At 54.4% G+C, this 26,441-nt stretch carries 26 protein-coding genes; 6 read left to right on the forward strand and 20 right to left on the reverse strand.

The window, feature by feature from the left end:
* Positions 1–82: 82 nt before the first annotated feature.
* The gene (locus TH19_RS08895) at positions 83–2,041 is read right to left on the reverse strand and encodes an SLC13 family permease (protein WP_114101988.1); all 1,959 of its coding nucleotides are present in this window, start codon (positions 2,039–2,041) and stop codon (positions 83–85) included.
* A gap of 202 nt (positions 2,042–2,243) precedes the next feature.
* On the opposite strand from TH19_RS08895, the gene TH19_RS08900 reads away from it, so the two are divergent.
* The gene (locus tag TH19_RS08900) at positions 2,244–3,503 is read left to right on the forward strand and encodes a winged helix-turn-helix domain-containing protein (RefSeq protein WP_114101989.1); all 1,260 of its coding nucleotides are present in this window, start codon (positions 2,244–2,246) and stop codon (positions 3,501–3,503) included.
* Positions 3,504–3,531: 28 nt separating this feature from the next.
* On the opposite strand, the gene TH19_RS08905 is transcribed toward TH19_RS08900, so the two are convergent.
* From TH19_RS08905 to TH19_RS08940, 8 genes are all read right to left on the reverse strand, one after another.
* A complete protein-coding gene (locus TH19_RS08905; protein ID WP_114101990.1) occupies positions 3,532–3,783 on the reverse strand; it encodes a hypothetical protein in 252 nt (83 codons plus the stop codon).
* Positions 3,784–4,190: 407 nt separating this feature from the next.
* Entirely contained in the window at positions 4,191–4,961 is a 771-nt protein-coding gene (locus TH19_RS08910; protein WP_114101991.1) for an SDR family NAD(P)-dependent oxidoreductase, read from the reverse strand.
* Positions 4,962–5,039: 78 nt separating this feature from the next.
* Positions 5,040–6,047 carry an ABC transporter ATP-binding protein gene (locus tag TH19_RS08915; RefSeq protein ID WP_114101992.1) on the reverse strand — a complete coding sequence of 336 codons (1,008 nt, stop codon included), beginning with the start codon at positions 6,045–6,047 and terminating at the stop codon, positions 5,040–5,042.
* Between the two features lie 39 nt (positions 6,048–6,086).
* On the reverse strand, positions 6,087–6,917 hold the full coding sequence (locus tag TH19_RS08920) for a carbohydrate ABC transporter permease (RefSeq protein WP_114101993.1): 831 nt from the start codon (positions 6,915–6,917) through the stop codon (positions 6,087–6,089).
* A 10-nt stretch (positions 6,918–6,927) separates the two neighbouring features.
* Entirely contained in the window at positions 6,928–7,800 is an 873-nt protein-coding gene (locus TH19_RS08925) for a carbohydrate ABC transporter permease (protein ID WP_114101994.1), read from the reverse strand.
* Between the two features lie 154 nt (positions 7,801–7,954).
* The gene (locus tag TH19_RS08930; RefSeq protein WP_114101995.1) at positions 7,955–9,265 is read right to left on the reverse strand and encodes an ABC transporter substrate-binding protein; all 1,311 of its coding nucleotides are present in this window, start codon (positions 9,263–9,265) and stop codon (positions 7,955–7,957) included.
* Between the two features lie 198 nt (positions 9,266–9,463).
* The gene (locus TH19_RS08935) at positions 9,464–10,414 is read right to left on the reverse strand and encodes a sugar-binding transcriptional regulator (protein WP_114101996.1); all 951 of its coding nucleotides are present in this window, start codon (positions 10,412–10,414) and stop codon (positions 9,464–9,466) included.
* A 193-nt stretch (positions 10,415–10,607) separates the two neighbouring features.
* Positions 10,608–11,630: an aspartate-semialdehyde dehydrogenase gene (locus TH19_RS08940; RefSeq protein ID WP_114101997.1), complete on the reverse strand. Its 1,023-nt coding sequence runs from the start codon at positions 11,628–11,630 to the stop codon at positions 10,608–10,610.
* 449 nt (positions 11,631–12,079) lie between these two features.
* Here TH19_RS08940 and TH19_RS08945 point away from each other — a divergent pair, with 449 nt between their 5' ends.
* The 4 genes from TH19_RS08945 (at position 12,080) to sigJ (ending at position 15,427) form a co-directional block, all read left to right on the forward strand.
* Positions 12,080–13,303 (forward strand): SAM-dependent methyltransferase, encoded by a 1,224-nt coding sequence (locus TH19_RS08945; protein WP_114102178.1) that lies wholly within the window; start codon positions 12,080–12,082, stop codon positions 13,301–13,303.
* A gap of 122 nt (positions 13,304–13,425) precedes the next feature.
* Positions 13,426–13,815, forward strand: coding sequence for a hypothetical protein (locus TH19_RS08950; RefSeq protein ID WP_114101998.1), 390 nt, complete (start codon positions 13,426–13,428; stop codon positions 13,813–13,815).
* A 126-nt stretch (positions 13,816–13,941) separates the two neighbouring features.
* On the forward strand, positions 13,942–14,376 hold the full coding sequence (locus TH19_RS08955; RefSeq protein ID WP_114101999.1) for a carboxymuconolactone decarboxylase family protein: 435 nt from the start codon (positions 13,942–13,944) through the stop codon (positions 14,374–14,376).
* Positions 14,377–14,476: 100 nt separating this feature from the next.
* The gene (gene sigJ, locus TH19_RS08960) at positions 14,477–15,427 is read left to right on the forward strand and encodes an RNA polymerase sigma factor SigJ (protein WP_258547881.1); all 951 of its coding nucleotides are present in this window, start codon (positions 14,477–14,479) and stop codon (positions 15,425–15,427) included.
* A 39-nt stretch (positions 15,428–15,466) separates the two neighbouring features.
* On the opposite strand, the gene leuB is transcribed toward sigJ, so the two are convergent.
* The 4 genes from leuB to leuC form a co-directional block, all read right to left on the reverse strand.
* Positions 15,467–16,570: a 3-isopropylmalate dehydrogenase gene (leuB, locus tag TH19_RS08965; RefSeq protein WP_114102000.1), complete on the reverse strand. Its 1,104-nt coding sequence runs from the start codon at positions 16,568–16,570 to the stop codon at positions 15,467–15,469.
* Positions 16,571–16,662: 92 nt separating this feature from the next.
* Positions 16,663–17,274: a 3-isopropylmalate dehydratase small subunit gene (gene leuD, locus TH19_RS08970; protein ID WP_114102001.1), complete on the reverse strand. Its 612-nt coding sequence runs from the start codon at positions 17,272–17,274 to the stop codon at positions 16,663–16,665.
* 4 nt (positions 17,275–17,278) lie between these two features.
* Positions 17,279–17,467: a hypothetical protein gene (locus tag TH19_RS08975; RefSeq protein ID WP_114102002.1), complete on the reverse strand. Its 189-nt coding sequence runs from the start codon at positions 17,465–17,467 to the stop codon at positions 17,279–17,281.
* Positions 17,468–17,478: 11 nt separating this feature from the next.
* Positions 17,479–18,885, reverse strand: a complete 1,407-nt coding sequence (leuC, locus tag TH19_RS08980; RefSeq protein ID WP_114102180.1) for a 3-isopropylmalate dehydratase large subunit — start codon at positions 18,883–18,885, stop codon at positions 17,479–17,481.
* A gap of 654 nt (positions 18,886–19,539) precedes the next feature.
* Here leuC and tam point away from each other — a divergent pair.
* Complete coding sequence (gene tam, locus TH19_RS08985; RefSeq protein ID WP_114102181.1) at positions 19,540–20,319, forward strand: trans-aconitate 2-methyltransferase; 780 nt, start codon at positions 19,540–19,542, stop codon at positions 20,317–20,319.
* A 99-nt stretch (positions 20,320–20,418) separates the two neighbouring features.
* Here tam and rplS read toward each other — a convergent pair whose 3' ends face one another.
* From rplS to panB, 7 genes are all read right to left on the reverse strand, one after another.
* On the reverse strand, positions 20,419–20,823 hold the full coding sequence (gene rplS / locus TH19_RS08990) for a 50S ribosomal protein L19 (protein WP_114102003.1): 405 nt from the start codon (positions 20,821–20,823) through the stop codon (positions 20,419–20,421).
* Positions 20,824–20,826: 3 nt separating this feature from the next.
* Positions 20,827–21,543 carry a tRNA (guanosine(37)-N1)-methyltransferase TrmD gene (gene trmD, locus TH19_RS08995; RefSeq protein ID WP_114102004.1) on the reverse strand — a complete coding sequence of 239 codons (717 nt, stop codon included), beginning with the start codon at positions 21,541–21,543 and terminating at the stop codon, positions 20,827–20,829.
* Between the two features lie 3 nt (positions 21,544–21,546).
* Positions 21,547–22,221 (reverse strand): ribosome maturation factor RimM, encoded by a 675-nt coding sequence (gene rimM, locus TH19_RS09000; protein WP_114102005.1) that lies wholly within the window; start codon positions 22,219–22,221, stop codon positions 21,547–21,549.
* A 48-nt stretch (positions 22,222–22,269) separates the two neighbouring features.
* Entirely contained in the window at positions 22,270–22,680 is a 411-nt protein-coding gene (gene rpsP, locus TH19_RS09005) for a 30S ribosomal protein S16 (RefSeq protein ID WP_114102006.1), read from the reverse strand.
* 147 nt (positions 22,681–22,827) lie between these two features.
* Positions 22,828–24,315 (reverse strand): signal recognition particle protein, encoded by a 1,488-nt coding sequence (gene ffh / locus TH19_RS09010; RefSeq protein ID WP_114102007.1) that lies wholly within the window; start codon positions 24,313–24,315, stop codon positions 22,828–22,830.
* Between the two features lie 244 nt (positions 24,316–24,559).
* Positions 24,560–25,429, reverse strand: coding sequence for a pantoate--beta-alanine ligase (panC, locus tag TH19_RS09015; RefSeq protein ID WP_114102008.1), 870 nt, complete (start codon positions 25,427–25,429; stop codon positions 24,560–24,562).
* 44 nt (positions 25,430–25,473) lie between these two features.
* The gene (gene panB / locus TH19_RS09020) at positions 25,474–26,316 is read right to left on the reverse strand and encodes a 3-methyl-2-oxobutanoate hydroxymethyltransferase (protein ID WP_114102009.1); all 843 of its coding nucleotides are present in this window, start codon (positions 26,314–26,316) and stop codon (positions 25,474–25,476) included.
* Between the last annotated feature and the right edge of the window lie 125 nt (positions 26,317–26,441).

Genomic DNA, 26,441 nt, shown 5'->3' on the forward strand with positions numbered 1-26,441 from the left:
ATTTCAATGTTAGTGTCGACAAGTTATCTCATTGCGGGAGTAGCAGCATGCTAATTCACCGTGATTCTGTAGCAGACCAAAATCACAACGGCCACATCCACAGCAACATCGGCACCCCAACTGCCACAACGATAATCTCAATCGGCAGGCCGAGTTTCCAGTAGTCGCCAAAGCGGAAGCCGCCGGGGCCGAGAATCAGGGTGTTGTTCTGGTGACCGATCGGGGTCAGGAAGGCGCAGGATGCGCCAATCGCAACCGCCATCAGGAAGGCGTCGGGATTGGCATCAAGTTGGGCAGCACTGCCAATTGCAATCGGGCACATGACCGCGGCGGTGGCGGCATTGTTCATGAAATCCGAAAGGGTCATGGTCACAACAAGGATCAGACCAAGCGCAATGACCGCATTACCCTGTGCGATTGTTTCAAGCAGGAAACGGGCAATAAGATCGGCACTGCCGGTACTTTCCATCGCATTGGCAACCGGGATCAGGGCGGCCAGCAGGACAACCACCGGCCAGTCAACCGCGTCGTAAAGTGTACGTGGGGAAACCACCGAAAACAGCAAACTGGCCAGCACCCCGAGTGCAAAGGAAATGGCGGCGGGCAGGATGCCAAATGCGGCCAGCAGGATGGCAATTGCCATGATAACGCTGGCCTTAAGCGCCTGTGACTTGTCGGTCAGATGCAGGGCGCGTTCGGCAAGCGGGGCACAGCCCATGCGATTGCCAAATTCGGCAACAGCGTGCGGGGTTCCCTGCATCAACAGAACATCGCCTGCCTGCATTTTCATGGTGCGCAGCCGCGTCATGGAACGCTGCCCCTGACGCGACAGGGCAAGCAGGTTGATGCCAAATCGGTTTCTGATCCGAATATCCGCCGCAGACCGGCCAATAAAGGCGGCATTTGGCAAAACCACAACTTCGATCAGGGAGACGTCATCTGATTTCAATGCCTTTTCCGGCGGGATGACGACGTCTTCGCCGTCTTCCCTGATATCGTCTTGGGGGCTGTCCTGTTGGGTTTTGTCGGTGCTGATCGTCTTTTCCGAAGTGTTGGCTTTCTGGGCCTTGGTGGTTTCTTTATCTTCCTGCTTGGTGTCTTTCCCGGCTTGCTTTGCTGCTTCTTGGGCCCGGCGTTCGGCCTCGGCGCTGCGCCATTCGGCTTCAAGGGTCAGATCAAGGGCGGACAGGGCAGAGGCGAGGCTTTCGGGTTCGGCTTCGATCAGAAGGATGTCGTTCTGATGCAGTTCGCGATAGGGGCTTGGGGCCGGGATCCGGCGTTCGTGACGGATCAGGCCGATGACCTGTGCGTCGGACTTTTCCAGTTCGTTATTCAGATCGCTGAGTAACATGCCGACCGATTTGCTGCCCTCGGTGATCCTGGCTTCGGTCAGGTAGGAGCCGGTTTCAAATCCCTCGGCCCCAGCGCGTTCGCGGGTGGGGACAAGAAAGCGTCCAAGCAGGATGACAAAGGTAAGACCGGACGCGGCAATGGCAAGGCCGACCGGACTGTAATCAAACATCGAAAAGCCGCTGCCATCAATCCCGGCACGGAAACCCGACACAATCAGGTTCGGAGGCGTCCCGATCAGGGTTGTCATGCCGCCAAGGATCGAGCCAAAAGCAAGTGGCATCAGGATTTTGCCGGGCGGCAGCCCCTGTTTGTTGGCGATCTGAAGGGCAACCGGCATCAGAAGGGCCAATGCGCCGACATTGTTCATAAAGGCCGATAGAATGGCGGCCAGTGTACTGAGTGCGGCAAGGGTGATGAAGGGACCTGCAGATTGCGGAAGGACCGTGCGGGTGAGGGTATCAACCGCGCCCGATTGTTGCAGCGCCGATGACAGGATCAGGATGCAGGCAACGGTGATGACAGCGGGATGGCCAAAACCGACAAAGGCGGCATCCGTCGGGACAAGCCCCAGGATCACACAGACCAGAAGGGATGCCATCGCCACCATGTCATGACGCCAACGCCCCCACAGGAATAAAATGACCGTGCCGACAAGAACCGTCAGGATCATGATTTGCGGGCTGTCCATATGTGCCGGTCCTGTTTTGTGGGGCGGTTTTGATCAAAAGCCTAGGCGGTGAGGATGGGATTGGTCAAGAAATGTCGCGCGCAATACAGGTTGAAATGACGCGGGTTTAGGGAATTTCACGTTGTTGCAGGCTCCTGCCATATTTGTCAGGATGATGTGGTAGCATCACCCTGTTTTCATTTGCCAATTTTCCCGAGTGATCATGCCAGTTGACAGTATTCCCATGCCCGATGCCTCGGTCGCGATTTCGATAAAGCAGGCGCGTAACCTTGCACTTTGCGGGCAGGGGTTTGATCAGAATGACAGCAAACCTGTGACCAAACGCCGGATCATGAAGGCGATCCGCCAGACCAATATGTTGCAGGTCGATAGCGTCAATGTGCTTACCCGTGCCCATTACATGCCGATCTTCAGCCGGTTGGGTGTGTATGACCCGGCGATGCTTGATGACATTGTCTGGGGCAAATCACGTGACCGGAAACTGTTCGAATATTGGGGCCATGAAGCATCGATGATCCCGGTCGAGGATTATCCGCTATATCGCTGGCGCATGGAGGATGCCGAACAGGGCAAGGGGACCTGGGGGCGGATTGCCCGTATCCAGCGTGAAAAACCCGAACTGATCAAAGGCATTCTTGATCATATCGAACGCAATGGCCCGGTCGGTTCCAGCGACCTTGAGGAAAAAGGGGACAGCAGTTCGGAATGGTGGGGATGGTCAGAAACCAAGACCGCCATGGAATATCTGTTCTGGAGCGGACAGGTGATGGCGCAAAAGCGCCGATCCAGTTTCGAGCGGATTTATGATCTGCCGCACCGGATTATCGGGGATGCCGCCCATGATCGGGCACCAGATCGGTTGGAGGCGCAATCAGACCTGATCTGTAAGGGGATTGCGGCGATGGGCATCGCCACCGAGGCCGATTTGCGCAAGTATTTCCGCCTGCCGACCGCAGATGTAAAGGACTGCCTGATCAAACTGGTCGAAGAGGGGCGGTTGCTGCGCGCCGATGTCGAAGGCTGGAAGCAGGCCGGATATCTGTGCCCCAAAGTCAATCCGCGTGCGCGAGCCAAGCCAACCTGTTTGATGGTACCGTTTGATCCGGTGATGTGGGAACGCGACCGGGTAGAGCGGATATTCGGCTTTAACTACCGTATCGAAATATATGTTCCGGCCGAAAAGCGCCAATACGGGTATTACGTCCTGCCATTCATGTTAAACGGCGAATTTGTTGCAAGGGTCGATTTGAAGTCCGAACGAAAAAAAGGCGTTCTTCTGGTACAAAGCGCACATCTGGAAGATGGATATGCCCAAAGTGATGTCGCAGGCCCCTTGATGACGCATTTGCAGCGTCTGGCAGCGTTCCTGGGCCTTGAAAATGGGGTTGAGGTCGTAGGTGATGCTGCGTTTTCACGCTATTTGGGTATTGTATGGAGTGCTGTTTCTGGAACTTCCCCCTGATATTCCAGTAAATGGGGTGTTCGTTCATTCAGAATTGAAGAACTATTTCATCTAGAATTTTTTGTAGCTTCTCTGGGTCGGCAATATTTCCGAAATAATACTCCTTCCCTCCGTTTTCTATTAAGTCCTCGGGTGTTTTCATTTCGTATAATACATTGTATTTATCTGAAAATAGGTCTTCTAATGCATCAGCATCATTCCAGTCTGAAACTCTGATGTAAGGTTCTTCATTGTCATCGATTAAGACAGTGATTCTCTCTCCGGTAATTGAATCAATCATATTTTTATATCCTATTTTAATGTAAGTGAAATCAATGTGTTGTATGTGTTATTGTTGAGATGAATGCAGTGATTTTAAATAATTGTTTGGAATAATATTATTGCATGATTGGATAAATTTTACTGGGTTGATTTCGACACATCGGAAAATCAGTTCAATCGCGTTAAACGACAACTATACGAGTTCCTTCCTGTTCAGATATTGGATGCTACCATTGTTTGTCTGAGAGCATGTAAGGATTTATCTGAACAGACGAACATGCGCCGCAAAAAGATTTACTCAATCCGAAATAGATCCTGCAAAAAGGTAAACGGGGCGCAGGTCCCACATCCGCGCCCCGTTTCACCATTGTTCGGACCTGGCTACAAATAACTTCAGGACATTGTAGCCATTAGTTGCACCTGGCCTTACCAGCAGGTGTAACCCCCATCAGCCAGAACAATGGATCCGGTCAGCAGGCTTGATGCATCGGATGCCAGGAACAGCACGACCGATCCGATTTCCTCGGTTTCGCCAAGGCGTGCCATCGGGGTGCCGTTGATCCAGGCGTCATACATTTCCGGCTTGGATTTCACGAATTCATTCAGCGGGGTTGCGATATAGGTCGGTGCAACCGCATTGACGCGCACACCACGACCGCCCCATTCAGCAGCCAAGGACTTGGTCAGGTGATGAACTGCGGCCTTGGAGGCGTTGTAATAGGCCTGTTCCTGCGGCTTGTTGACGATAAAGCCCGACATGGAACCGACATTGACGATAACGCCGTTCTTTTTGGCCAGCATCTGTTTGCCGAACTCGCGGCAGCACCAGAAAGTACCATTCAGATTGACGTCAATGACATTGAGCCAATGTTCATCACTGACGGTTTCCGCCGGGGTTTCCGAACGGGCAATCCCGGCATTGTTGACCAGAATATCGATGCCGCCCTGCTTCGCCATTTTTTCGGCACTGGCGCGGACCTGATCGGTGTTGGTGACATCCATGATATCGATGTCGGCCGAATAACCCTTGGATTTCAGGTAATCACGGCCTTCTTCGGCGACTTCTTGGCTGATATCGCCGATGACAACATGGGCACCGGCCTCGGCCAGTGCTTCGCAGCAGGACAGACCGATGGCACGGCCGCCACCGGTGACATAGGCGCGACGCCCGGAAAGATCGAACTTTTTAAGATACATTTTGGACTCACAGTTAGCTTGATTGGTAAGGCGGGGCCGCAATCCGTGTGGGGCAATGCGGCCCGGATTGTTCACGTATCAGGAAGGTCCAAGCGCAAGACCATGGGCGTCAAAGCGGTGGATGCGATCCTGTTCTGGGGTCAGGAAGATTTTGTCATGTTCACCAAGGGGCATTTCGCCGGTGGCGCGGACCGTCATCGGGCCAAGGCCATCGGCTTCGACATGAAGATATGTCTCGGCCCCAAGATGTTCGGCGATCTTGACCGTTGCAGCGATGACGCCGCTTTCGGTGCTGACCGTCAGATGTTCGGGACGGATGCCAATTTCATGGCAGTTATGTTTTGCTGCAAGCTCCCCGCCCAGGAAGTTCATTTTTGGTGAGCCGATAAAACCGGCGACAAATTTATTGGCAGGGTTGTTATAAAGATCCATCGGCTTGCCGACCTGTTCGACCCGGCCGGCCTGGAGAACCACGATTTTGTCGGCCATGGTCATGGCTTCGACCTGATCGTGGGTCACATAGATCATTGTGGTTTTAAGTTCCTGATGCAGGCCGGTGATTTCAAGACGCATGTTGACGCGAAGGGCGGCATCAAGGTTTGAAAGCGGTTCGTCAAACAGGAAGGCGGCCGGGTTGCGCACAATGGCGCGACCGATGGCAACACGCTGGCGCTGACCACCTGAAAGTGCGCCGGGGCGACGTTCGAGATAGTCGGTCAGGTTCAGGATTTTGGCTGCGGACTGGACTTTCTGGTCAATCACATCCTTGCTTTCGCCCGCCATTTTCAGACCAAAAGCAATGTTGTTATAGACCGTCATATGCGGATACAGCGCATAGGACTGAAAGACCATCGACAGGCCGCGTTTGGCCGGTGCTTCGTTGGCAACATCGGTGCCGTCAATCAGGATTTTGCCATCAGTGACGTCTTCCAGGCCGGCAATCAGACGCAGCAGGGTTGATTTCCCGCAGCCCGAAGGGCCGACAAAGACAACGAATTCACCATCATTGATATCAAGATCGACACCGGGAATAACATCCAGCGTTCCGAAGCTTTTCTTGACTTTTTCCAGTCGGATAGCACCCATTTTGGTGTTCCTTCTTTCTCTATTTTCACGGGCTTGCGGTTACTTGACCGCGCCGAATGTCAGACCACGTACCAGCTGTTTCTGAGAGAACCAGCCAATGACCAGAATTGGGGCAACCGCGAGCGTCGATGCGGCTGAAAGCTTGGCCCAGAACAACCCTTCGGGGCTGGAATAGGACGCAATGAATGCTGTCAGCGGGGCGGCATCAGACGTGGTGAGGTTGAGTGTCCAGAACGCTTCGTTCCAGGCCAGGATCACATTAAGCAGCATGGTCGAAGCTATGCCGGGTACGGCCATGGGCAACAGCACAAAGATGATTTCCTTGGGCAGGGTTGCGCCATCCATACGCGCGGCTTCGAGGATGTCGGTCGGGATTTCCTTGAAATAGGTGTAAAGCATCCAGACCATGATCGGCAGGTTGATCAGGAACAGAACCATGATCAGACCAAAGCGCGTATCAAGCAGTCCCCAGTCACGGAACACCAGATAGATCGGCACAAGAACACCGACCGGCGGCATCATCTTGGTCGACAGCATCCAGAGAAGTGCGTCCTTGGTGCGTTTGGTCGGGTTAAAGGCCATCGCCCATGCACAGGTCACGGCAAAGACCAGACCAACCAGTGTCGAGCCAACCGCAAGGATGATCGAGTTCATGGCGAACTTGAAATAGTTCGACCGTTCCTGAACTTCGGCATAGTTTTCCAGCGTCCAGTCAAAGGAGATGAAGCTGGGCGGGATAGAAACCGCTTCAAGTTCGGTCTTGAAGCTGGTCAGGACCATCCAGAAGATCGGGAAGAAGATCAGAAGCCCCACGATCCAGGCAAATATCGAGAAACTGATATAGCCAAGGGGTGATTGTTTGTTTTCCATAACGCGCCCCTTACTTATCCAGGTTTTTGCCGATAAGGCGGATCAGGAAGATCGCCACGATATTGGCCAGAATGACCGCAACAATCCCGCCCGCGGACGCGCCACCAACGTCGTATTGCAGAAGTGCCTGCGTATAGACGAGGAAGGCAATGTTGGTCGTTGCCAGACCCGGGCCACCACCGGTGGTCACAAAGATTTCGGCAAAGACGGTCAGCAGGAAGATGGTTTCGATCAGGACCACAACCGTGATCGCACGGCTGAGATGGGGAAGCGTAATATAGAAGAAAATGGCAACCGGACCGGCGCCATCCATCTGGGCGGCTTCTTTCTGGTCGCGGTCAAGTGACTGCAAGGCGGTCAGCAAAATCAGAACAGCAAAGGGCAGCCATTGCCATGACACCATGATGATGATTGATGTCAGGGGTACATTGGTAAACCAGTCAATTGCGGGCAGGCCAAGCAAGCTGGCAAGCCATGCAAACATCCCCGAAACCGGGTCCATCAAAAGGTTTTTCCAGACCAGTGCATTCACGGTCGGCATAATAAAGAAGGGTGCAATCACCAGAAGGCGCAGAATGCCGCGACCAAAGATTGGTTGATCAAGCATCAGGCCAAGCAAGATGCCGCCAACCACGGTGATGACAAGAACCGATCCAACCAGCAAAAGCGTGTTTGCAAGCGATGCAAAGAATGCCGGATCAGTCAGGAAAAATTCGTAATTAAGTGTACCGATCCATTCTTCCATTCCCGGCGACAACAGATTGTAGCGCAGGAAGGAGAAGTAAATCGTCATGCCCAGCGGGACGGCCATCCACAAGAACAAGACAATGATCGACGGTGCGGACATAATGCGCCCGGTCAGGGTCGAGGCCCGTGTCGACATGATGTGCTCCCCGATTTTGATGTTGCTGATCCTTTTCCAGATGGAAAGGGGGCGGTGCGTTTTGCAACCACCGCCCCAAGTTCATCAGGTCAAGGAGGCGCAGGCCAGAAATCATTTCAGATGTGCGTTGAGATGAATTCCGGCCTGTGGTGCATCAGTAGTAACCAGCCTTACGCATGGTGCGGTCGGTTCCCGACTGTGCAGCAGCAAGGGCCTGATCGACAGTCATCTGACCGGCAAGTGCGGCAGAGAACTGCTGACCAACCGTGGTGCCGATACCCTGGAATTCAGGGATCGCAGCGAACTGAACGCCAACATAGGGTTTCGGCTGCATGGTCGAGTTGATCGGGTCAGCACTGTCGATGGCAAGAAGGGTCTCGTCAGCGAACGGTGCGGCTTCGAGGTATTTCGGGTTCTGGTAAAGCGACATACGGGTGCCCGGCGGTACGTTTGCCCAGCCTTCTTTGGATGCCACCAGTTCCAGATAGTTTTTCGAAGTTGCCCAAGCGATGAATTTCTGGGCGGCTTCTACTTTCTGGGAACCCATCGGAATGCCAAGGTTCCAAGCCCAGAGCCAGTTGGCGCCGGTGCAGGTTGCAGCACAAGGTGCTTCGGTAAAGCCGACTTTATCCGCAACTTTGGATTCTTTGGGGTTGGTTACGAAGGATGCAGCAACAGTTGCATCGATCCACATGCCGCATTTGCCCGAGTTGAACAGCGACAGGTTTTCGTTAAAGCCGTTCGATGTTGCGCCCGGAGGACCGTAGTTACCAAGAATGTTGGTATACATGTCGAGTGCTGCTTTCCACTCGGCACTGTCGAAGGTCGGGTTCCATTTTTCATCAAACAGACGCGCGCCATAAGCATTGCCCATGGTGGTGATCAGCGCCATGTTTTCACCCCAGCCCGCCTTGCCACGCAGGCAGATGCCATAGACACCTTCGTCAGGCTTGTGGAGTTTCTTGGCGATCTCAAGGGTCTGATCCCAGGTCAGGCGACCATCGATTTTGATGCCGGCTGCGTCAAACAGATCCTTGCGATACATCATCATCGAGCTTTCACCGTAGAACGGTGCAGCATAGAGTGCGTCATCCTTGGATACTGCGGAACGGATTGCCGGCATGATGTCATCGACATCATAGTCAGAGCCAAGCTTGTCAAGCGGTGCGAGCCAGCCTTTTTCAGCCCAGATCGGAACTTCGTAGGTGCCAATCGTCATGACGTCATACTGACCGCCCTTGGTGGCGATGTCGGTGGTGACGCGCTGACGCAGGGTGTTTTCTTCCAGCGTAACCCACTCAAGCGAGATGTCCGGGTTTTTGGAGGTGAAATCATCCGTCAGCTTCTGCATGCGGATCATGTCACCGTTATTCACGGTTGCGATGGTCAGTTTCGTTTCAGCATTGGCATGCGCGATGCCGCCTGCCAACAGCGCACACAGCGCTGCTCCCATTACGCGTTTCATATTTCCTCCCAAAAGGACTGTCTACCCGTTGGACAACTTGAATTGTCCGTATTGATCATTTGTTCAGGTAATGAGCATTCACTCAATTTCGGTATGTGTTGTCAAACGAAATCGTTTTTGCGGCGCACAAAACAAAACCCTGCCAGAAGGTCTGACAGGGTTCTAATATGCTGGAATGTTGTATGAAGAGGCGGGTTGCTAGCGCAGCAAAGCTTCTGCTGTTGCCTCGTCGGTAATCAGGGTCGTGATCAGCTTTCCGCGCATTGCACCCCGAATCGCGGCAACTTTTTTTGCGCCCTTTGCGACCGCAATCGTGTTGGTGGCGGGCTGCACCGCAGGCGCGCTGGTCACGCAATGATTGACCGGATGATCAAGGATCTGGCCGTCCTGATCAAAGGACCAACTGATGACTTCACCAATCCCGCCACTATTGCGCAGCGACATCAATTCATCCCTGGTGATAAAGCCGTCAATATGAAGCGGCGCGTCATCGCCGAGATGCCCGACACCGATAAAGCGGATATCGGCTTCGCGGGCGAGCTTCAGGATATTGTCCATCGGCGGCTGTTCCTGCATCCGTTCGCGCATTTGCGGGTCTTCGATGATGACCGGAATTGGCAACGGATAATGCGGGGCGCGGGTACGGTCGGCCAGATCGGTGACCGCATCATAGAAACTGGCTGCCCCGTCATGGGCGATGGTGCCGACCAGCGATACGATCTTGTGGTGGCTGCCATCAATACGGCCGATTTCATCGACCATGGCCCGCATCGCACGACCGGTCCCAAGGGCGATGATTTTGGGATCGGTTGATTGCAGGGCACGTTCAAGATAGGTGGCGGCGGCCTGCGCCATGCCAAACATGGCTTCGGGGGCGGATGGATCGGTCGGCACGACATCGCAACTTGCCAGACTATAGGTCTCGCAGATGGCTTTGCCCAGTTCCATGCAGCGGGTGATCGGATGATCAAGACGGACTTTGACAAGTCCCTCGCTTACCGCGGCAGAGACCAGTCGTTGTGCAGTGGGACGCGACACGCCAAGCTTTTGCGCGATTTCGTCCTGGGTGTTTCCGGCACAATAATAAAGCCAGCCAGCGCGGGCTGCTTCATCCAGACGGGCCGCTTCCTTGCGGGTTCGTTTTACCATCCGATTCCCCCGATATTTCTTTTTATGTGCCCCGTTCCAAAGGGAACAACACAGGGACACACGATTTTATCGACCCAGTCTTATACTTTTCCTTGGGGGCTTTTGGAAACTCTTACCATCATACGGATACCCGGAAACAACAAAACCCGCCGGATCAATGGCGGGTTCTGAAGATGTTTTCTGGCGGTTTGCCTTATTTTTTCGGCAGGAATTCCGCAACAAGTTTTTCAGCAATCTGAACGGCGTTAAGGGCGGCACCCTTGCGCAGGTTATCACCGACACACCACAGAGACAGGCCGTTTTCAACCGTCGGGTCCTTGCGCACGCGCGAGACAAAGACGTTGTCTTCACCCTGGACTTCCTGCGGGGTGACATAACCTTCGTCCTGACGGTAATCAACAACCGAAACGCCCGGGAAGTCTTTCATTGCCTTGCGGGCATCTTCGACCGTGATCGGTTTTTCGAACTCGATATTGACCGCTTCGCCGTGACCGACAAAGACCGGAACGCGGACACAGGTCGCGTGAACGGCAATTTCCGGATCAAGGATCTTGCGGGTTTCGACCGTCATTTTCCATTCTTCGCGGGTCGCGCCATCATCCATGAAATTGTCGATATGGGGGATGACGTTAAAGGCGATCTGTTTGGTGAACTCTTCTTTCTTGGGAAGGTCGTTCACATAGATACCGCGCGTCTGGTTAAACAGCTCGTCCATGGCAGCGCGGCCGGCACCCGAAACCGACTGATAGGTCGACACAACGATACGCTTGATCGAGGCCATGTCATGAAGCGGTTTAAGCGCCATGACCATCTGAATGGTCGAACAGTTCGGGTTGGCGATGATGTTCTTTTTGGCGTAACCGGCAAGAGCATCGCCATTGACCTCGGGCACGACCAGCGGCACGCCCGGCTCCATACGCCAATAGCTGGAATTGTCGATGACAACGCAGCCTGCTTCGGCGGCCTTGGGGGCCAGTTTCTTGGCGGTTTCGCCACCGGCCGAGAACAGGGCAATATCAACGCGCGAGAAATCGAAATTCGCTGCGTCCGATACGCTCAGATCATCGTCTTCGCCATAAGAGACGGTACGACCGATTGATTTCGACGATGCCAGTGCAAAGACTTCATCAGCCGGGAAGTTACGTTCGGCAAGAGTGTTGAGCATTTCGCGCCCGACATTTCCGGTCGCGCCGACAACGGCAATTTTATAGCCCATCAGGTGCCTCTTTTCAGTCTGGACAGCATGGTGGCCGGTCCCGGGCCGGTCGGGCAAAAGCCGCGTGGCGGTTCGGACGGCGCAGGCACATGCCTGTGGATAATGTCTGATAATCTGGCGCGAGATGTAAGGCTTTCAAAGCCAATGCGCAAGCGTATCCTTGGCATTCCACCTATGATTACTACTTGAGATCGCAGAAATTTCTGGCAGAATTATCGGTGGGGTTCATGTGTCGAACCCGAAATCAGAATCGTTTTGCATCCTGCTTGGTTGATTTCTGTTTTTCGGCTTGGTCTATAACACGTCACCGCAGCCACCACCTGATGACCTTCCGAACGGCGATATAGAACGGTCCTGCACAAGGATTCGATACAGATATGCAGTCAAACTGCATATGGGGCGATCTTTATTCCGACTTTTGCAAAAAGGACGGCCTGATGACGTACCCGATGAGTTTGGATTGGACACAAAAAAAGGTTCTCGATTTCTTTCGGGAACATGTCACGCGCGGAACACTGGTTTTCCGCGTGGACGAAAAACATGAAATCGTTTTGGGGGATGGTTCATTACCACGGGCAGCAATGACGGTGCCCGATTGGGCCAAAACCCTTAAAATGGCGCTTAGCCCCGATCCGGGGTTTGGCGAAGCCTATATGCATGGCGGCTTCGAAGTCGTCAGCGGCGAGATGGAAGACCTGATCCGGGTGTTGCGCCTGAATTTTGAAGGCGGGCATTCGGCCAACGGGTTCGGGACCTTTATCGAGAAATTGCAGGCCCTTAAATTCCAGATCGCGCAGTTCACCACGGTCAAGGCCGCATCGAAACGTGTGCGCCATCATTATGATATCGGTAATGATCTTTACACCCGGTTCCTTGACCCGGAGATGCAATATTCCTGTGCCTTCTGGGATGATGGTGCGCAAACCCTTGAGGAGGCCCAGCACCGTAAAATGAGCCTGACTACCCAGCGTCTGAAGATCAATCAACCGGGATTGCGGGTTGTTGATATCGGTTGTGGCTGGGGCGGGTTGAGCCGGTTTATCCATCGTGAAACCGGGGCCGAGGTGCATGGTATTACCCTGTCGACCGAACAGTTCAACTGGGCGCAGGAAAAGCGCAACCAGATGGGCGACAATGCGAAGGCCGGTCTTGATTACCATCTTCTGGATTACCGGATTTTTGCCGATGCCAATGCCGGGAAATATGACCGGGTGGTATCGGTTGGCATGTTTGAACATGTTGGGCGCCATCAGTTCAAAACCTATTTCGAGAAGGTGGGGGAATTGCTTAAGGCCGGTGGCCGGGCGGTTATTCACACCATCATCAAGCCGCGTGCGGAGTTCACATCGCCCTGGATCGATAAATATATCTTTCCCGGTGGTTATATTCCGGCTGTGCATGAAGTTATCGAGGCGGCCGAACATGCCAAGCTGATGGTCGAGGCATCGCATTTCCACCCCGGACGAAATTACGCTAACACCCTGATCAAGTGGCGGGACCGGTTCCGGGCGGTACGGGATGAACTCGATCCTGCCAAATATGACGAGGAATTCCGGCGCATGTGGGAATTTTATCTGGCGGGCTGCATCAATGCCTTTGACGATTCTGAAGGGGGCGGTGGCATGCGGGTTGGCCAGTTTGTCTTTACCAAGCCGGGCTTTGACTATGCCTAAATGAACAGGGGCGGACAGCGCAGGTTGTCCGCCCTTTTTTGTTTTCAAGACACATCGCGCGACGGCCGGGGCGACAGATGTGAAAAACCGATCAATTGGCCACTTTGTCGGGAGGAAACGACATGCTTAAAGTGATGGACTGGGATGATATCAAGGCCCCGCATATCGGTGCGGTCGAGGATTATGTAAAGGCGTTAAGCGCCATCGAACTTTCAAGTTGCGAACGCGATATGCTGCGTGCCCATGCCAAGGCGCCGGGGCGTGAAATAACCGGGTTGAAGCTGGCCGAAGCGGTTGGTCATTTCGGGTGTCGCATGGGGCACAAAAAATATGGGCGCTTGGCGGTAAAAATCGCGACTGCGGCCGGATTGCCAGCCTGCCAGACCGATGTCAGTGATTATCTTGCGGCGATCTTTACCCTTGCCGATGGCGTGCAATCGGATGGTGAAGACTGGAACTGGACAATGCATGAACCGGTTGCCGGGGCCTTAAGGCAGCTTGGTATCGTTTGATCGTGCTGCCTTTGGGCCGTTGAAAGAAAAATCGGAAAAATCGAACGGGCCGTGTAACGCGGTCCGTTTGTGTTTCGTCCTTGTGGGCAGAAGGGAATTGATCCCGTACCCAGAAGGAGATTTACCATGAGCCGCTTTTCTTTCCCGGATGCGACCCCGAACCTGTTCAAACCGATGTTGGCATTGGCAACCGCACTTGGTGACAACGCCAAGGTTCCGGTCCTGTTGCGTCACCTGATCGAATGCCGCGTGTCGCAGATCAATCAATGTTCCTATTGCCTGCGCATGCATAGTGACAGCTTTGCCAAGGATGGTGGCGATCAGACAAAACTGACCATGTTGGCAGTCTGGCGTGCAGCAAAGGATTTTGACGATGCCGAACGCGCCGCACTTGATTGGGCGGAATGCCTGACCGGTATTGAAAGTCAGGAACGGATTGCGCAAAGCCATCGTCAGCTTGTCGCGCATTTCGAAACAGATGCGATTTCCGAACTGACCTGCATCATTTCGACCATGAATGCCTGGAACCGTTTGGGTATTGCGCAGCATGCGCTTGCGTAATTCCCCGGGCGGGGGTGACCTCGCCCCTTTGCATCTCCGCCCCCTTTCGGGCAGGATGACGATTGCCCGAAAATCATATAAGGCGACACAGGAAATTCCTGTGTCGCTTCATGCGTTTGATGGACCTGATATGCCCAACCAGATTTTTGAACAGCTCCGTCCTCGTCTGAATGCATTGGCGTTCCGGATGCTGGGCAGTCATGCCGATGCCGAAGACGCGGTACAGGATGTGTGGCTGCGATGGCAAGAGCAGGATCATGCCGAAATCAGGGATGCCACCGGCTGGCTGGTGCGGGTTTGCAGCAATATCTGTCTTGATGTTTTGAAATCAGCAAGGCGCCAGCGTGAAAACTATGTCGGGAACTGGTTGCCGGAACCCTGGATGCCACCCGAACCACCCAAAGCCGAAACCAACCTGATTGAGCAGGATGGTTTGGGGCAGGCTTATCTTTTGATGCTGGAACGGTTGTCGCCGGTGGAGCGTGTTGCACTTGTGCTGCACGAAGTTTTTGACTGGGCCCATGATGACATCGCACCCGTCATCGAACGTACAAGCAACAACACACGGCAAATCCTGTTTCGGGCACGCAGCAAAATGCAGCGCGAAAGTGATCGGGATGCGACCCCGGTACCCGAAGGCCGGCAATGTGAACAGCCAAGGATCGAGGCCTTTATCAAGGCACTTAGTCTTGGTGATATCAGCCAGTTGCTTAGTCAGTTGGCCCCGGACGTGATCCTGCATTCCGATGGCGGTGGCAAGGCGCAGGCAACGGCCAACCCGCTATTTGGTTCAGACAATGTCGCACGGTTCTTCTTTGGGATATGGGGCAAACGTGACCCGCTTGAACGGGCATTTCATATCACCATTGACGGGGAATGCTGGCTGTTGATGCAGTCAAATGGTGTTGTCGTTACCGGGATCAGCGCATCGGAACGCGATGGCCGGATCGTTGATCTGTTTGTTCATCGCAACCCCGACAAGCTGGCGCTGTTTGAAGACGTGATTGCCAATGCGACGGAAATTGATCTGATAAACGAAAAGGCCGGGTGAAACACCCGGCCTTTTCAAATTCAGGATCAGATCGAACGATCAGACAAGTTTGTCGAGTTCACTGATCAGTGACTCACCCATGACGGTGGTCGAAACTTTTGCCATGCCCGGCTGCATGATGTCGCCGGTGCGAAGGCCGCCTTTGAGGACGTTCTGAACAGCGGTTTCGATCATGGTTGCGTCTTCGCCCATATCGAACGAGTAACGCAGCATCATGGCAAATGACAGGATGGTTGCCAGCGGGTTGGCGATGTCCTGGCCTGCGATGTCCGGTGCCGAACCGTGTACCGGCTCGTAGAGTGCTTTGCGTTTGCCATCGGCATCCGCTGCACCAAGCGATGCAGACGGAAGCATGCCGAGCGAACCGGTCAGCATGGCAGCGCAATCAGACAGAATGTCGCCGAACATGTTGGTGGTGACCATCACGTCGAACTGTTTCGGGTTACGAACCAGCTGCATGGATGCGTTATCGACATACATGTGGCTGACTTCGACTTCCGGGAAGTCCTTGGCAACGCGTTCAACAACTTCGCGCCACAGAACGGTGGATTCCAGAACGTTGGCCTTGTCGACAGAGCACAGACGCTTGTCACGTTTCATGGCCATGTCAAAAGCAACGCGTGCGATCCGCTCGACTTCCGGCTCCGAATAAACAAGGGTGTTGTAGCCATAACGAACACCATCGCGTTCTTCAATGCCGCGCGGCTGGCCGAAATAGATGCCACCGGTCAGTTCGCGCAGGATCATGATATCGAGACCCTTGACGACGTCTTCTTTCAGGGTCGATGCACCAACAAGCGCATCAAACACCAGTGCCGGACGCAGGTTGGCAAACAGGCCCATTTCCTTGCGGATTTTCAGAAGACCGCGTTCCGGTTTGATATCGAACGGAAGGTTGTCCCATTTCGGACCACCAACAGCGCCAAGCAGAACGGCATCAGCAGCCATTGCATCAGCAAGGGTTTCGTCGGTCAGCGGGTTGTTATGCGCATCGATCGACGCGCCGCCAATCAGACCTTCGGTGACTTCGAAATTCACATCGCGTTTCTTGGCCATCCAGTCCATGACGCGCTGAACCTGACGCATGACTTCCGGGCCAATTCCGTCGCCCGGCAGCATCAGTACTTTTTTGGTGGTGGTCATAAAAGAATCCTTCCCAGATATTTTCGGGGCCGCTCACCCCGTAGCGATAGAAAAGGGGCGGCAAACGAAACCGTTCACCGCCCCTTTTTGAATTAGAGCGACAACCAGGGCTGCGACGCAGCGCGCTTGGCTTCGAAAGTGTTGATCGCATCGGCTTTCTGCAGGGTCAGGCCGATATCGTCGAGACCGTTCAGCAGGCAATGCTTGCGGAATTCTTCGACTTCAAACTTGATGCAGCCGCCGTCCGGACCAGTGATTTCCTGTTTTTCAAGGTCAACAGTGACGGTGGCGTTGGCACCGCGTTCTGCATCAGCCATCAGCTTGTCGACATCTTCCTGCGGCAGACGGATCGGAAGGATGCCGTTCTTGAAGCAGTTATTATAGAAAATGTCAGCAAAGCTCGGTGCAATCACGCAACGAATGCCGAAATCAAGCAGCGACCAAGGTGCGTGTTCGCGCGACGAACCACAGCCAAAGTTATCGCCAGATACCAGGATCTGCGCATTGCGATAGGCCGGTTTGTTCAGAACGAAATCAGCGATCTCGTTGCCGTTATCGTCGTAACGCATCTCATCAAACAGGTTCTTGCCAAGGCCCGAACGTTTGATGGTCTTGAGGAACTGTTTGGGGATGATCATGTCGGTATCGACATTGATCATCGGCAGCGGTGCTGCAACACCGGTGAGCTTGGTGAATTTATCCATTATCTTATCCCTTGCTTCCAGTTTCCCAGGCCAGGCCCAGTGCTTCGATCAATTCTTCGGTGGCATCAAGCTCCTGCGCGACAAAATCGGGAAGGTTGATCCCGGTCAGCTGCGGCAGAAGTTGCTCAAGCACGGCGGCACGTCCCAGACGCGGGGCGCTTTCGCGGAAATTGATGAATGCACTGTCGGCCATGGGTACTGTCCTTAACCGAGTTTGCGAATGTCGGTCAGATGACCGGTGATAGCAGCGGCTGCTGCCATGGCCGGGCTGACGAGGTGGGTACGACCACCACGGCCCTGACGGCCTTCGAAGTTACGGTTCGAGGTCGAAGCGCAACGCTCGCCCGGGGCCAGACGGTCCGGGTTCATCGCAAGACACATCGAGCAGCCCGGCTCGCGCCAGTCAAAGCCTGCTTCGATGAAGATTTCATGCAGACCTTCGGCTTCGGCCTGTTCCTTGACCAGACCGGAACCCGGAACGATCATGGCGTTTACCGATGCGGAAACCTTGCGGCCTTTGGCGACTTCGGCAACAGCACGAAGGTCTTCGATACGACCGTTGGTGCAAGAACCGATAAAGACGCGGTCGATCTTGATTTCCTCGATCGGGGTGCCGGCAACCAGACCCATATATTCGAGCGAACGGGCGATGGCCTTCTGCTTGCCCGGATCCTTTGCATCGGTCGGTGCCGGAACAACACCGGTAACCGGAACGACGTCTTCCGGGCTGGTACCCCAGGTAACCTGCGGGACAATGTCGGCTGCATTGATTTCGACGATTTTGTCGTAATGTGCGCCTTCGTCAGATGGCAGGGTTTTCCAGTATTCAACAGCCTGTTCGTATGCCGCACCCTTGGGTGCCATCGGACGGCCTTTGATATATTCAAAGGTTTTCTCGTCCGGTGCGATCAGGCCTGCGCGTGCGCCGCCTTCGATCGACATGTTACAGACAGTCATACGGCCTTCGACCGACAGTGAACGGATGGCAGAGCCCGCATATTCGATGACATAGCCGGTGCCACCAGCCGTACCGATACGACCGATAATGGCAAGGGTGATGTCCTTGGCGGTAACGCCCGGATGCAGATCGCCTTCAACCTTGACCAGCATGTTTTTCGCTGGTTTCTGAACAAGGGTCTGGGTTGCCAGAACATGTTCAACTTCGGACGTGCCGATACCGAATGCCAGTGCGCCAAATGCGCCATGGGTAGAGGTGTGCGAGTCACCGCAAACCATGGTCACGCCGGGAAGGGTAAAGCCTTCTTCCGGACCGACGATGTGAACGATGCCCTGACGCAGGTCGTTCATCGGGAAATAATGGATGCCGGTTTCGCGGGCGTTCTGGTCAAGGGTTTCAACCTGAATGCGGCTGTCTTCTTCCTTGATGCCCTCGGTGCGATCAGAGGTCGGGACGTTATGGTCCGGAACCGCAAGGGTCAGCTCGGGGTGGCGCACTTTGCGGCCGGAATTACGAAGACCTTCAAATGCCTGCGGGCTGGTTACTTCGTGGACGAGATGACGGTCAATATACAGCAGGCAGGTGCCATCATCCTGCGTATCGACCACATGACTTTCCCAAATCTTGTCAAAAAGGGTTTTAGGTTGACCCATCTCGACCTCCTCATAAAACATCGATCTTTTGAGCAGCTGCAATCGTGCCGTCTTTGTGGTTCGGATATTGACGAAGAGGGTGACAAGTCAGATTGCCGGTTTCGGCCGAGGACTTGGCGTTTTCTCCGACGCAACCGGTTTGACCCGATTTGCGAAATTTTATTATCCAGAACCACGCGGGTTTGATTGTTTGTGCCGCGGGAGTGCCTTTATACACCGCAGCCTTTAAATCGCAAGGCGCAGAGCGCGTGTTTTTCCCGGTTTTACATCCTGAAATTGAGTTTGGAAAAATACAGCACCCCAGAGTAGCCAAAACACCCGAATTCAATATAGGTTAGGGATATCTGATATAAAAAAAGCTGATCAAATAATGTGACGGTTTCTGCGGTTTCTGTTTATCAGCCCGGTTTTCCAGCGATTCGCTATAATGCAACTTATGAGTGTTCTTTTGGCGTCTTGATCGCTAGAGTTTGAGGTCGCTCGGTGCAGGAAGCCAGACCCGGCTGCGTCAATGCAATCTATTGCATGGCTGCAATAGGGAAATACAACTTAAGCTTTGCTTTTTTCGATTTAATACTTAAGTCGCAATAATTTCGGTCATGTCGTGTGTGCGGTTGCTGTGGAACGGTATGGCCAAAAGCAAAGGAGCAGGTTGTGACTGTTAATCCTGAAAACTACTCCGCCCAATATCGTCAGTTTGAAAATGAAAGAACCCGTCCGGTTCGTGATTTGCTGGCTGCCGTAACGCTTAGGAATGTCGAACACGCGATGGATCTGGGATGCGGCCCGGGTAATTCGACCGAAGTGATGTCGGTGCAGTACCCGGATGCGGTGATTTCGGGTATTGATGCTTCTCCCGATATGATCGAAGCTGCGCGCAAACGATTGCCCGACCTTCGATTTGATGTTTGTGATATCGCCGGGTGGGCGCCGGAACAGGCATATGACCTTGTTCTTGCCAACGCGTCATTGCAGTGGTTGGCTGATCACGAAATCCTGTTTCCAAGTTTGATTTCAAAGGTCAGATCAGGCGGATGTTTGGCTGTTCAGCTTCCCGATAATCTTGATGAACCGGCACATCATCTTTTGCGTGAACTTGCGACGAACGGACCCTGGGTGTCAAAGCTTTCAGGTGTAAAGCGCACCCCGCGTCTGTCCGCGAACCGGTATTATGAAATATTGGCGTCGCACTGCGCAAAAATCGACATGTGGCGGACAACCTATTTCCATGTGTTAAAGGGTGGCAGTGATGCGGTGGTGGAATGGTTCAAGGGCAGTGCCTTGCGTCCGTTCCTGTCAGCATTGAATAGGACGGAACAGGAAGACTTTCTGGCGCAATACCGCAAAGAGATCGCAATTCATTATCCGGCCTTTGAGGACGGAACGGTTTTGTTGCCATTTCCCCGGTTGTTCATCGTTGCACAGGGCGGCTAGGCCATGGCCAGAAGCGAACACAATTAAAATCGAGCAAAAGAAAACGGGCCCACCCGAAGGTGAGCCCGTCTTCATTCTGATGCTCAGATCAGCGAAGAATTACTTCTTCGCGCGTTCTGCTGCGGTCAGTTTGCCTTTGTGGCCAGTGGTCTGCTCGGCGATACGTGCAGACTTACCGGTACGACCACGCAGGTAGTACAGTTTCGCGCGACGTACGTCACCGCGGCGAACGACTTCGATCTTGTCGATGGCCGGGGAGTACGACTGGAAGATACGCTCAACGCCTTCGCCCGACGCAATTTTACGTACGGTGAAGGAAGAGTTCAGGCCGCGGTTTTTCTTGGCGATGCAAACGCCTTCAAACTGCTGGATACGCTCACGGGTACCTTCAACGACTTTCAGGTGTACACGAACGGTATCACCTGCGTCGAATTCCGGTACTTCACGCTGTGCCGCGATTTTGTCGAGCTGCTCATTTTCGAGCTGCTGGATGATGTTGGTCATGGTTTAACCCTCTTTGATGTTCCCGCTTGCGACATACTGGTCCCAAAGGTCCGGGCGTCGCTCACGAGTAATTTCTTCTGCCTGTGCATGCCGCCAGGCTTGTACCTTGGCATGATGTCCGGAAAGCAAGATCTCCGGCACGTCACGCCCGTTCCAATTGGCCGGGCGCGTGTAATGCGGATATTCAAGCAACCCGGTTTCAAAGCTTTCCTCGTCGACGGACTCGGTCTTGTTGACCGTCCCCTCGATGAGGCGAATGCACGATTCAATCAGGACCATGGCCGGCAATTCGCCGCCCATGAGGATGTAATCACCGATGCTGATTTCCTCGGCCTGATGTTCATCCAGAACCCGTTGGTCGATACCTTCGTAACGACCGCAAAGCAGGATGGCACCAGGACCAGCTGCCAATTCGCGGCAACGTTTCTGGTTCAGCACTTTTCCCCGCGGGCTGAGATAAATCAGCGGCAAGTGCGGTGCATCTGCACGCAATTCACGCAGGGCGGCGTCGACAATATCCGGACGCATGACCATACCGGCCCCGCCCCCGAAAGGATTGTCGTCAACAGTGCGGTGGCGGTCGGTTGCATGATCACGGATGTCTTTGACATCAAGCGACCAGATCCCGTTCTCAAGCGCACGGCCAGCCAGAGACTGTCCAAGCACGCCCGGAAACATTTCCGGGAACAGGGTTGCAACTTTTGCCTGCCACACAGACATCGATCAGGCCTCCTTTCCGCTGCCGGTCGCGGTTTCCGCGCCTACTGCATCGGCAGTGACGGCATCAGAATCGCGGTCGGCCTGAGAGTCCTTGCGGGATTTGTTCGGACGACGGCTGCGATTGCCGGGTCCATCTTCATCCTGAAGGAGCCCCTCGGGCGGATTTACCACCAGCCTGCGTTCCGAAAGCACCACATCGGGAACAACTTCCTTGGTAAACGGAAGAACGACAACCTTGCCCCGGACTTCTTCCAGCGCGACTTCGATTACGTCGCCTGCGCCAAAATCAGCCACACCACGTACGGTCCCGAACAGCGATCCATCAATGTGGAAAGCCTTCAGACCGACAAGGTCGGCAAGATAGAATTCGTCGTCATCTTCCGTTTCCGGCAGTGCCGTCCGCGGTACATGAAGCTTGGTTCCCCGCAGCCGTTCGGCAGCGTCCCGGTCGTCCACACCTTCGATCTTGGCGATCAGCTGGTCGCGGACATGTCCGACAGGAGAGAGCTTGTATTTCACATGCCCCTTGGCGTCGAACAACGGGCCGTAACCGACAAGGTTATCCGGGTCGACGGTATAGCTTTTGACGCGCACGGCACCACGCACCCCGTGCGGGGCGGTGATCATGCCGACGCAGACATAAGCTTCGTCGTTTTTGGATTTGCGGGTATCAGCCATTTCGGTTCACAAGTTTTTGGTATCTGATCAAAGCGTGCGTTCAGCGAATTACTCGCCAGCAGCTTCTTCAGCAGGTGCTGCTGCTTCGGCAGCGGCTTCCGCAGCAGCGGCAGCAGCAGCTTCAGCTTTCTCAGCTTTCTCGCGAAGACGTTCCTGAGCTTTTGCTTTCGGAGCGGATTTCTTCGACTGCTCGGTCGGTTTGAACGCGTCAGCAAGGCCAGCCTTGCCGAGGAAACGTGCAACACGATCGGTCGGCTGTGCGCCAACAGAAAGCCAATATTTAATGCGTTCTTCTTTGAAGGTAACGCGGTTGCCGGCATCCTTCGGGAGCATCGGATCATAGGTACCGACTTTCTCGATGAAGCTGCCGTCACGCGGAGCACGAGCGTCAGAGACTACGATACGGTAGTACGGACGCTTCTTGGCACCGCCACGGGAAAGACGAATCTTGACAGCCATTCGGATAAGTTCCTTTCAGCTTGGGTTTGTAGTCTTAAATCACGGCCCCTTGGGGCCTATTCGCTTAGTCTTGTAGTCATCGGTCTTGCGACCGTTTTGGTTCCTAAGAGGAATTCTTGAGAACCCGTTTAAGAACCTGGGATCTGGCTATTTCTTTTTGCCAAATCCCGGGAATCCCGGAGGCAAGCCACCGCCGCCTCCCAATCCCGGCAACCCGGGCGGTAAACCGCCCCCGGCACCGGGGAAACCTTTTGGCAAGTTGCCAAGGTCGGGCATATCCCCGCCCTCAAGCATTGCCGGATCAATTTTCGGCATGCCGCCAAACAGACCCTTTTTGCCCATCTTGCCCATCTTTTTGATCATGGTGGACATGGTCTGGTATTGTTTAAGCAGCTTGTTCACATCCTGAACGCTCAGCCCGCAGCCCGCAGCAATACGCTTTTTGCGCGATGCCTTGATCAGGGCCGGGTTTTCACGTTCCTTCGGCGTCATCGACAGGATGATAGCTTCCTGATGTGTCAGAAGTTTCGGATCAAGCTTGGTCTGCGACATCTGTTTTTTCAGCGCGCCCATGCCCGGCAGCATCCCCATGATGCCGGAAAGATCACCCATCTTCTGAAGCTGTTTGAGCTGTGCGAGAAGATCGTTCAGGTCAAACTGACCTTTACGCAGCTTCTTCGCCATTTTCTCGGCGTCTTCGGCCTTGATCGTCTCAGCGGCTTTTTCAACCAGGCTGACAACGTCGCCCATGCCAAGGATACGGTTGGCGATACGATCAGGATGAAAAGCTTCCATCTCGTCGATTTTTTCGCCAACACCGATCATCTTGATCGGGCAGCCGGTAATCTGACGCATCGAAAGGGCCGCACCGCCACGTGCATCACCGTCAACACGGGTCAGGACGATACCGGTAATGCCAACCTTTTCGGCAAATTCCTTGGCCACATTGACCGAGTCCTGACCAGTCATCGCATCGGTGACCAGCAGGGTTTCGACCGGGTTGACCGCATCACGGACCTGGGCGACTTCGCTCATCAGTTCCATGTCGATATGCAGGCGGCCCGCGGTATCAAGGATGACGGCGTCGTAGCCTTCCTTGCGACCGGTATCCATGGCGCGTTTTGCAATCGAAACCGGCTTTTCGCCAAGAACGATCGGCAGAACACCCAGGCCGTTATCGTCGGCCAGAACCTTCAGCTGCTGCTGGGCGGCCGGACGATAGATATCAAGCGATGCCAGAAGAACTTTCTTGTTGCGCTTCTTGGTCAGGTGCAGCGCGATCTTGGCAGAGCTGGTGGTCTTACCCGAACCCTGAAGACCAACCATCAGGATCGGAACCGGCGGGGTCGACGCAAGATTGATGTCTTCGCCTTCGCCCAGCATGTTTTTCAGTTCGTCATGGACGATCTTGACGACCATCTGACCCGGAGTGACCGAGCGCAGAACATCCTGACCAACCGCACGTTCGGTTGCATTGGTGATAAAGGTTTTAACGACCGGCAGCGCGACGTCAGCCTCAAGCAAGGCGACGCGTACTTCGCGCATGGCTTCCTTGACGTCGGATTCCTTCAGCGCGCCACGTTTGCGCAGCTTATCGAGAACTCCGCCAAGGCGATCGCTTAGTCCTTCAAACATTCCAAATCCCGTCTGTGTTGCCGGTGTTTCCACCGCGTACGCACAAAAAACTAAAACCCAGTGCTCGAAAACTCGAGGACTGGGGGAGTCACCCCTTGGGCGACCTTTGGTGGGGAGGGTTTATTGGATCGGGGGAAGGGAGTCAAGCGCAATCGGGCGCAAAAGCGCGATGTTCTGCGCTTTTCGAGTCAATTTGCACCCAATCACTGATTCCAATGGGAACTTGGTCGTTCCAACCAGATGTTTAGACCGTAACACCGTCCGGCATAATCGCGTGATTATCAATCAGGCGTGCTTTGCCAAGCCGGGCAGCAACGAAGATTCGTGCCGGTTTGGTGACGGTGTTGCTGACCAGTTCAAGTGTTTGGGCATCGCGGACTTCGAGATAATCAATCGGGGCAAAGCCCGCTGCTAGGATATCTTCGCGTCCCTTGGTCAGAAGCGGTGCAAGGTCGGCACCCTTGTTGGCCTGTGCGGTGATTTCGGCCAAAACCCGGTTCAGGGTCGGGGCAACAGCGCGTTCATCGGGCGACAGATACCGGTTGCGCGATGACATGGCCAGGCCATCCTCTTCGCGCAGGATTTTGGCGCCAATGATGTCGACGGGGATATTCAGATCGGCACTGAACCGGCGGATCACCATCAGCTGTTGATAGTCTTTCTGGCCGAAAATTGCGCAATCGGGCATGGATTGCAGCAAAAGCTTGGTGACAATCTGGGCGACACCGTCGAAATGTCCGGGGCGGGCCGCGCCACACAAAACATTGGTCATTGCACCATCGACGCAGACCTTGGTGGCAAAGCCGTCCGGATACATTTCATCGACCGAGGGGGCAAAGCACAACTCAACCCCGGCCGCATCGAGAAGTTTCTGATCGTCGGGCAGAGTGCGGGGATAGGCCCCGAAATCCTCGTTCGGGCCGAACTGGGTCGGATTGACGAAGATCGATACGATCACACGGTCCGCATGTTCGCGGGCAAGGCGTGTCAGGCTGATATGGCCATCATGCAATGCGCCCATGGTCGGAACAAGGGCAACACGCAGGCCCTGGGCGCGCCAGTCGGCAACAGTCGCACGCAAATCTGCGACGGTGTGAACAGTCGTAAGGGACATCGTATTCGTCGTATCGAAATTTCTACAAGTTGCGGCGATCTATATCAGACCGCGCGCAAGTTACCTTTTTTGGCAACACCAAAGCAATGTTCATCCGTCGGGAACTGACGGGTGCGCACTTCGCTGGCATATTCGCCAACGGCTTTGGAAATCTCGTCGCCCAGATTGGCATAGCGTTTGACGAATTTCGGTGTGAAATCGGAAAACAGGCCAAGGATGTCTTCGGTCACCAGAACCTGACCGTCACAGGCAACCGATGCGCCAATGCCGATGGTCGGAATATCGATTGTTTCGGTGATGCGCCGGGCAACCGGTTCAACGGTGCCTTCGACCACAACCGAAAAGGCACCGGCCTTGGCAACGGCGATGGCGTCATTGACGACCTTTTCAGCGCCTTCTTCACCACGGCCTTGGCTTTTGAAGCCGCCCATGGTGTTGACCTGCTGGGGCATCAGGCCGATATGGGCCATGACGGGCACGCCACGCTGATTAAGGAACTCGATGGTTTCGGCCAGTTCGGCGCCGCCTTCAAGTTTGACCGCCGCACAGCCGGTTTCGGCCAGAATGCGCGATGCTGTCCGGAAGGCCTGTTCCTTGGATTCCTGATAGCTGCCAAAGGGCAGGTCGACGACAACGCAGGCATTTTTCGAGCCGCGCATCACAGCCTTGCCGTGATTGATCATCATATCGACGCTGACAGCAAGGGTGCTGTCCATCCCATAGAGAACCATGCCCAATGAATCACCGACCAAAAGCAGGTCGCAATGTTCATCAAGGCGCTGGGCCATCGGCATTGTATATGCAGTTAGGCAGACGATGGGTTCACCACCCTTGCGGGCGCGAAGTTCCGGGACGGAAACCCGCCCCATTTTTTTGGTGGCACTCATGACGTTTCTCCCCCGGTTTGACCGGATTTGGCTGCCCGATCTGTGTCGGGCGTGCCGTCATGTTTACAATATGATGACGGTATTCGGGAAATATTTTTTCGCAATCGCGAAATAAGCAATTTGGC

Origin of the sequence: Thalassospira profundimaris (assembly GCF_003326675.1) — a bacterium.
Taxonomy (GTDB): domain Bacteria; phylum Pseudomonadota; class Alphaproteobacteria; order Rhodospirillales; family Thalassospiraceae; genus Thalassospira; species Thalassospira aquimaris.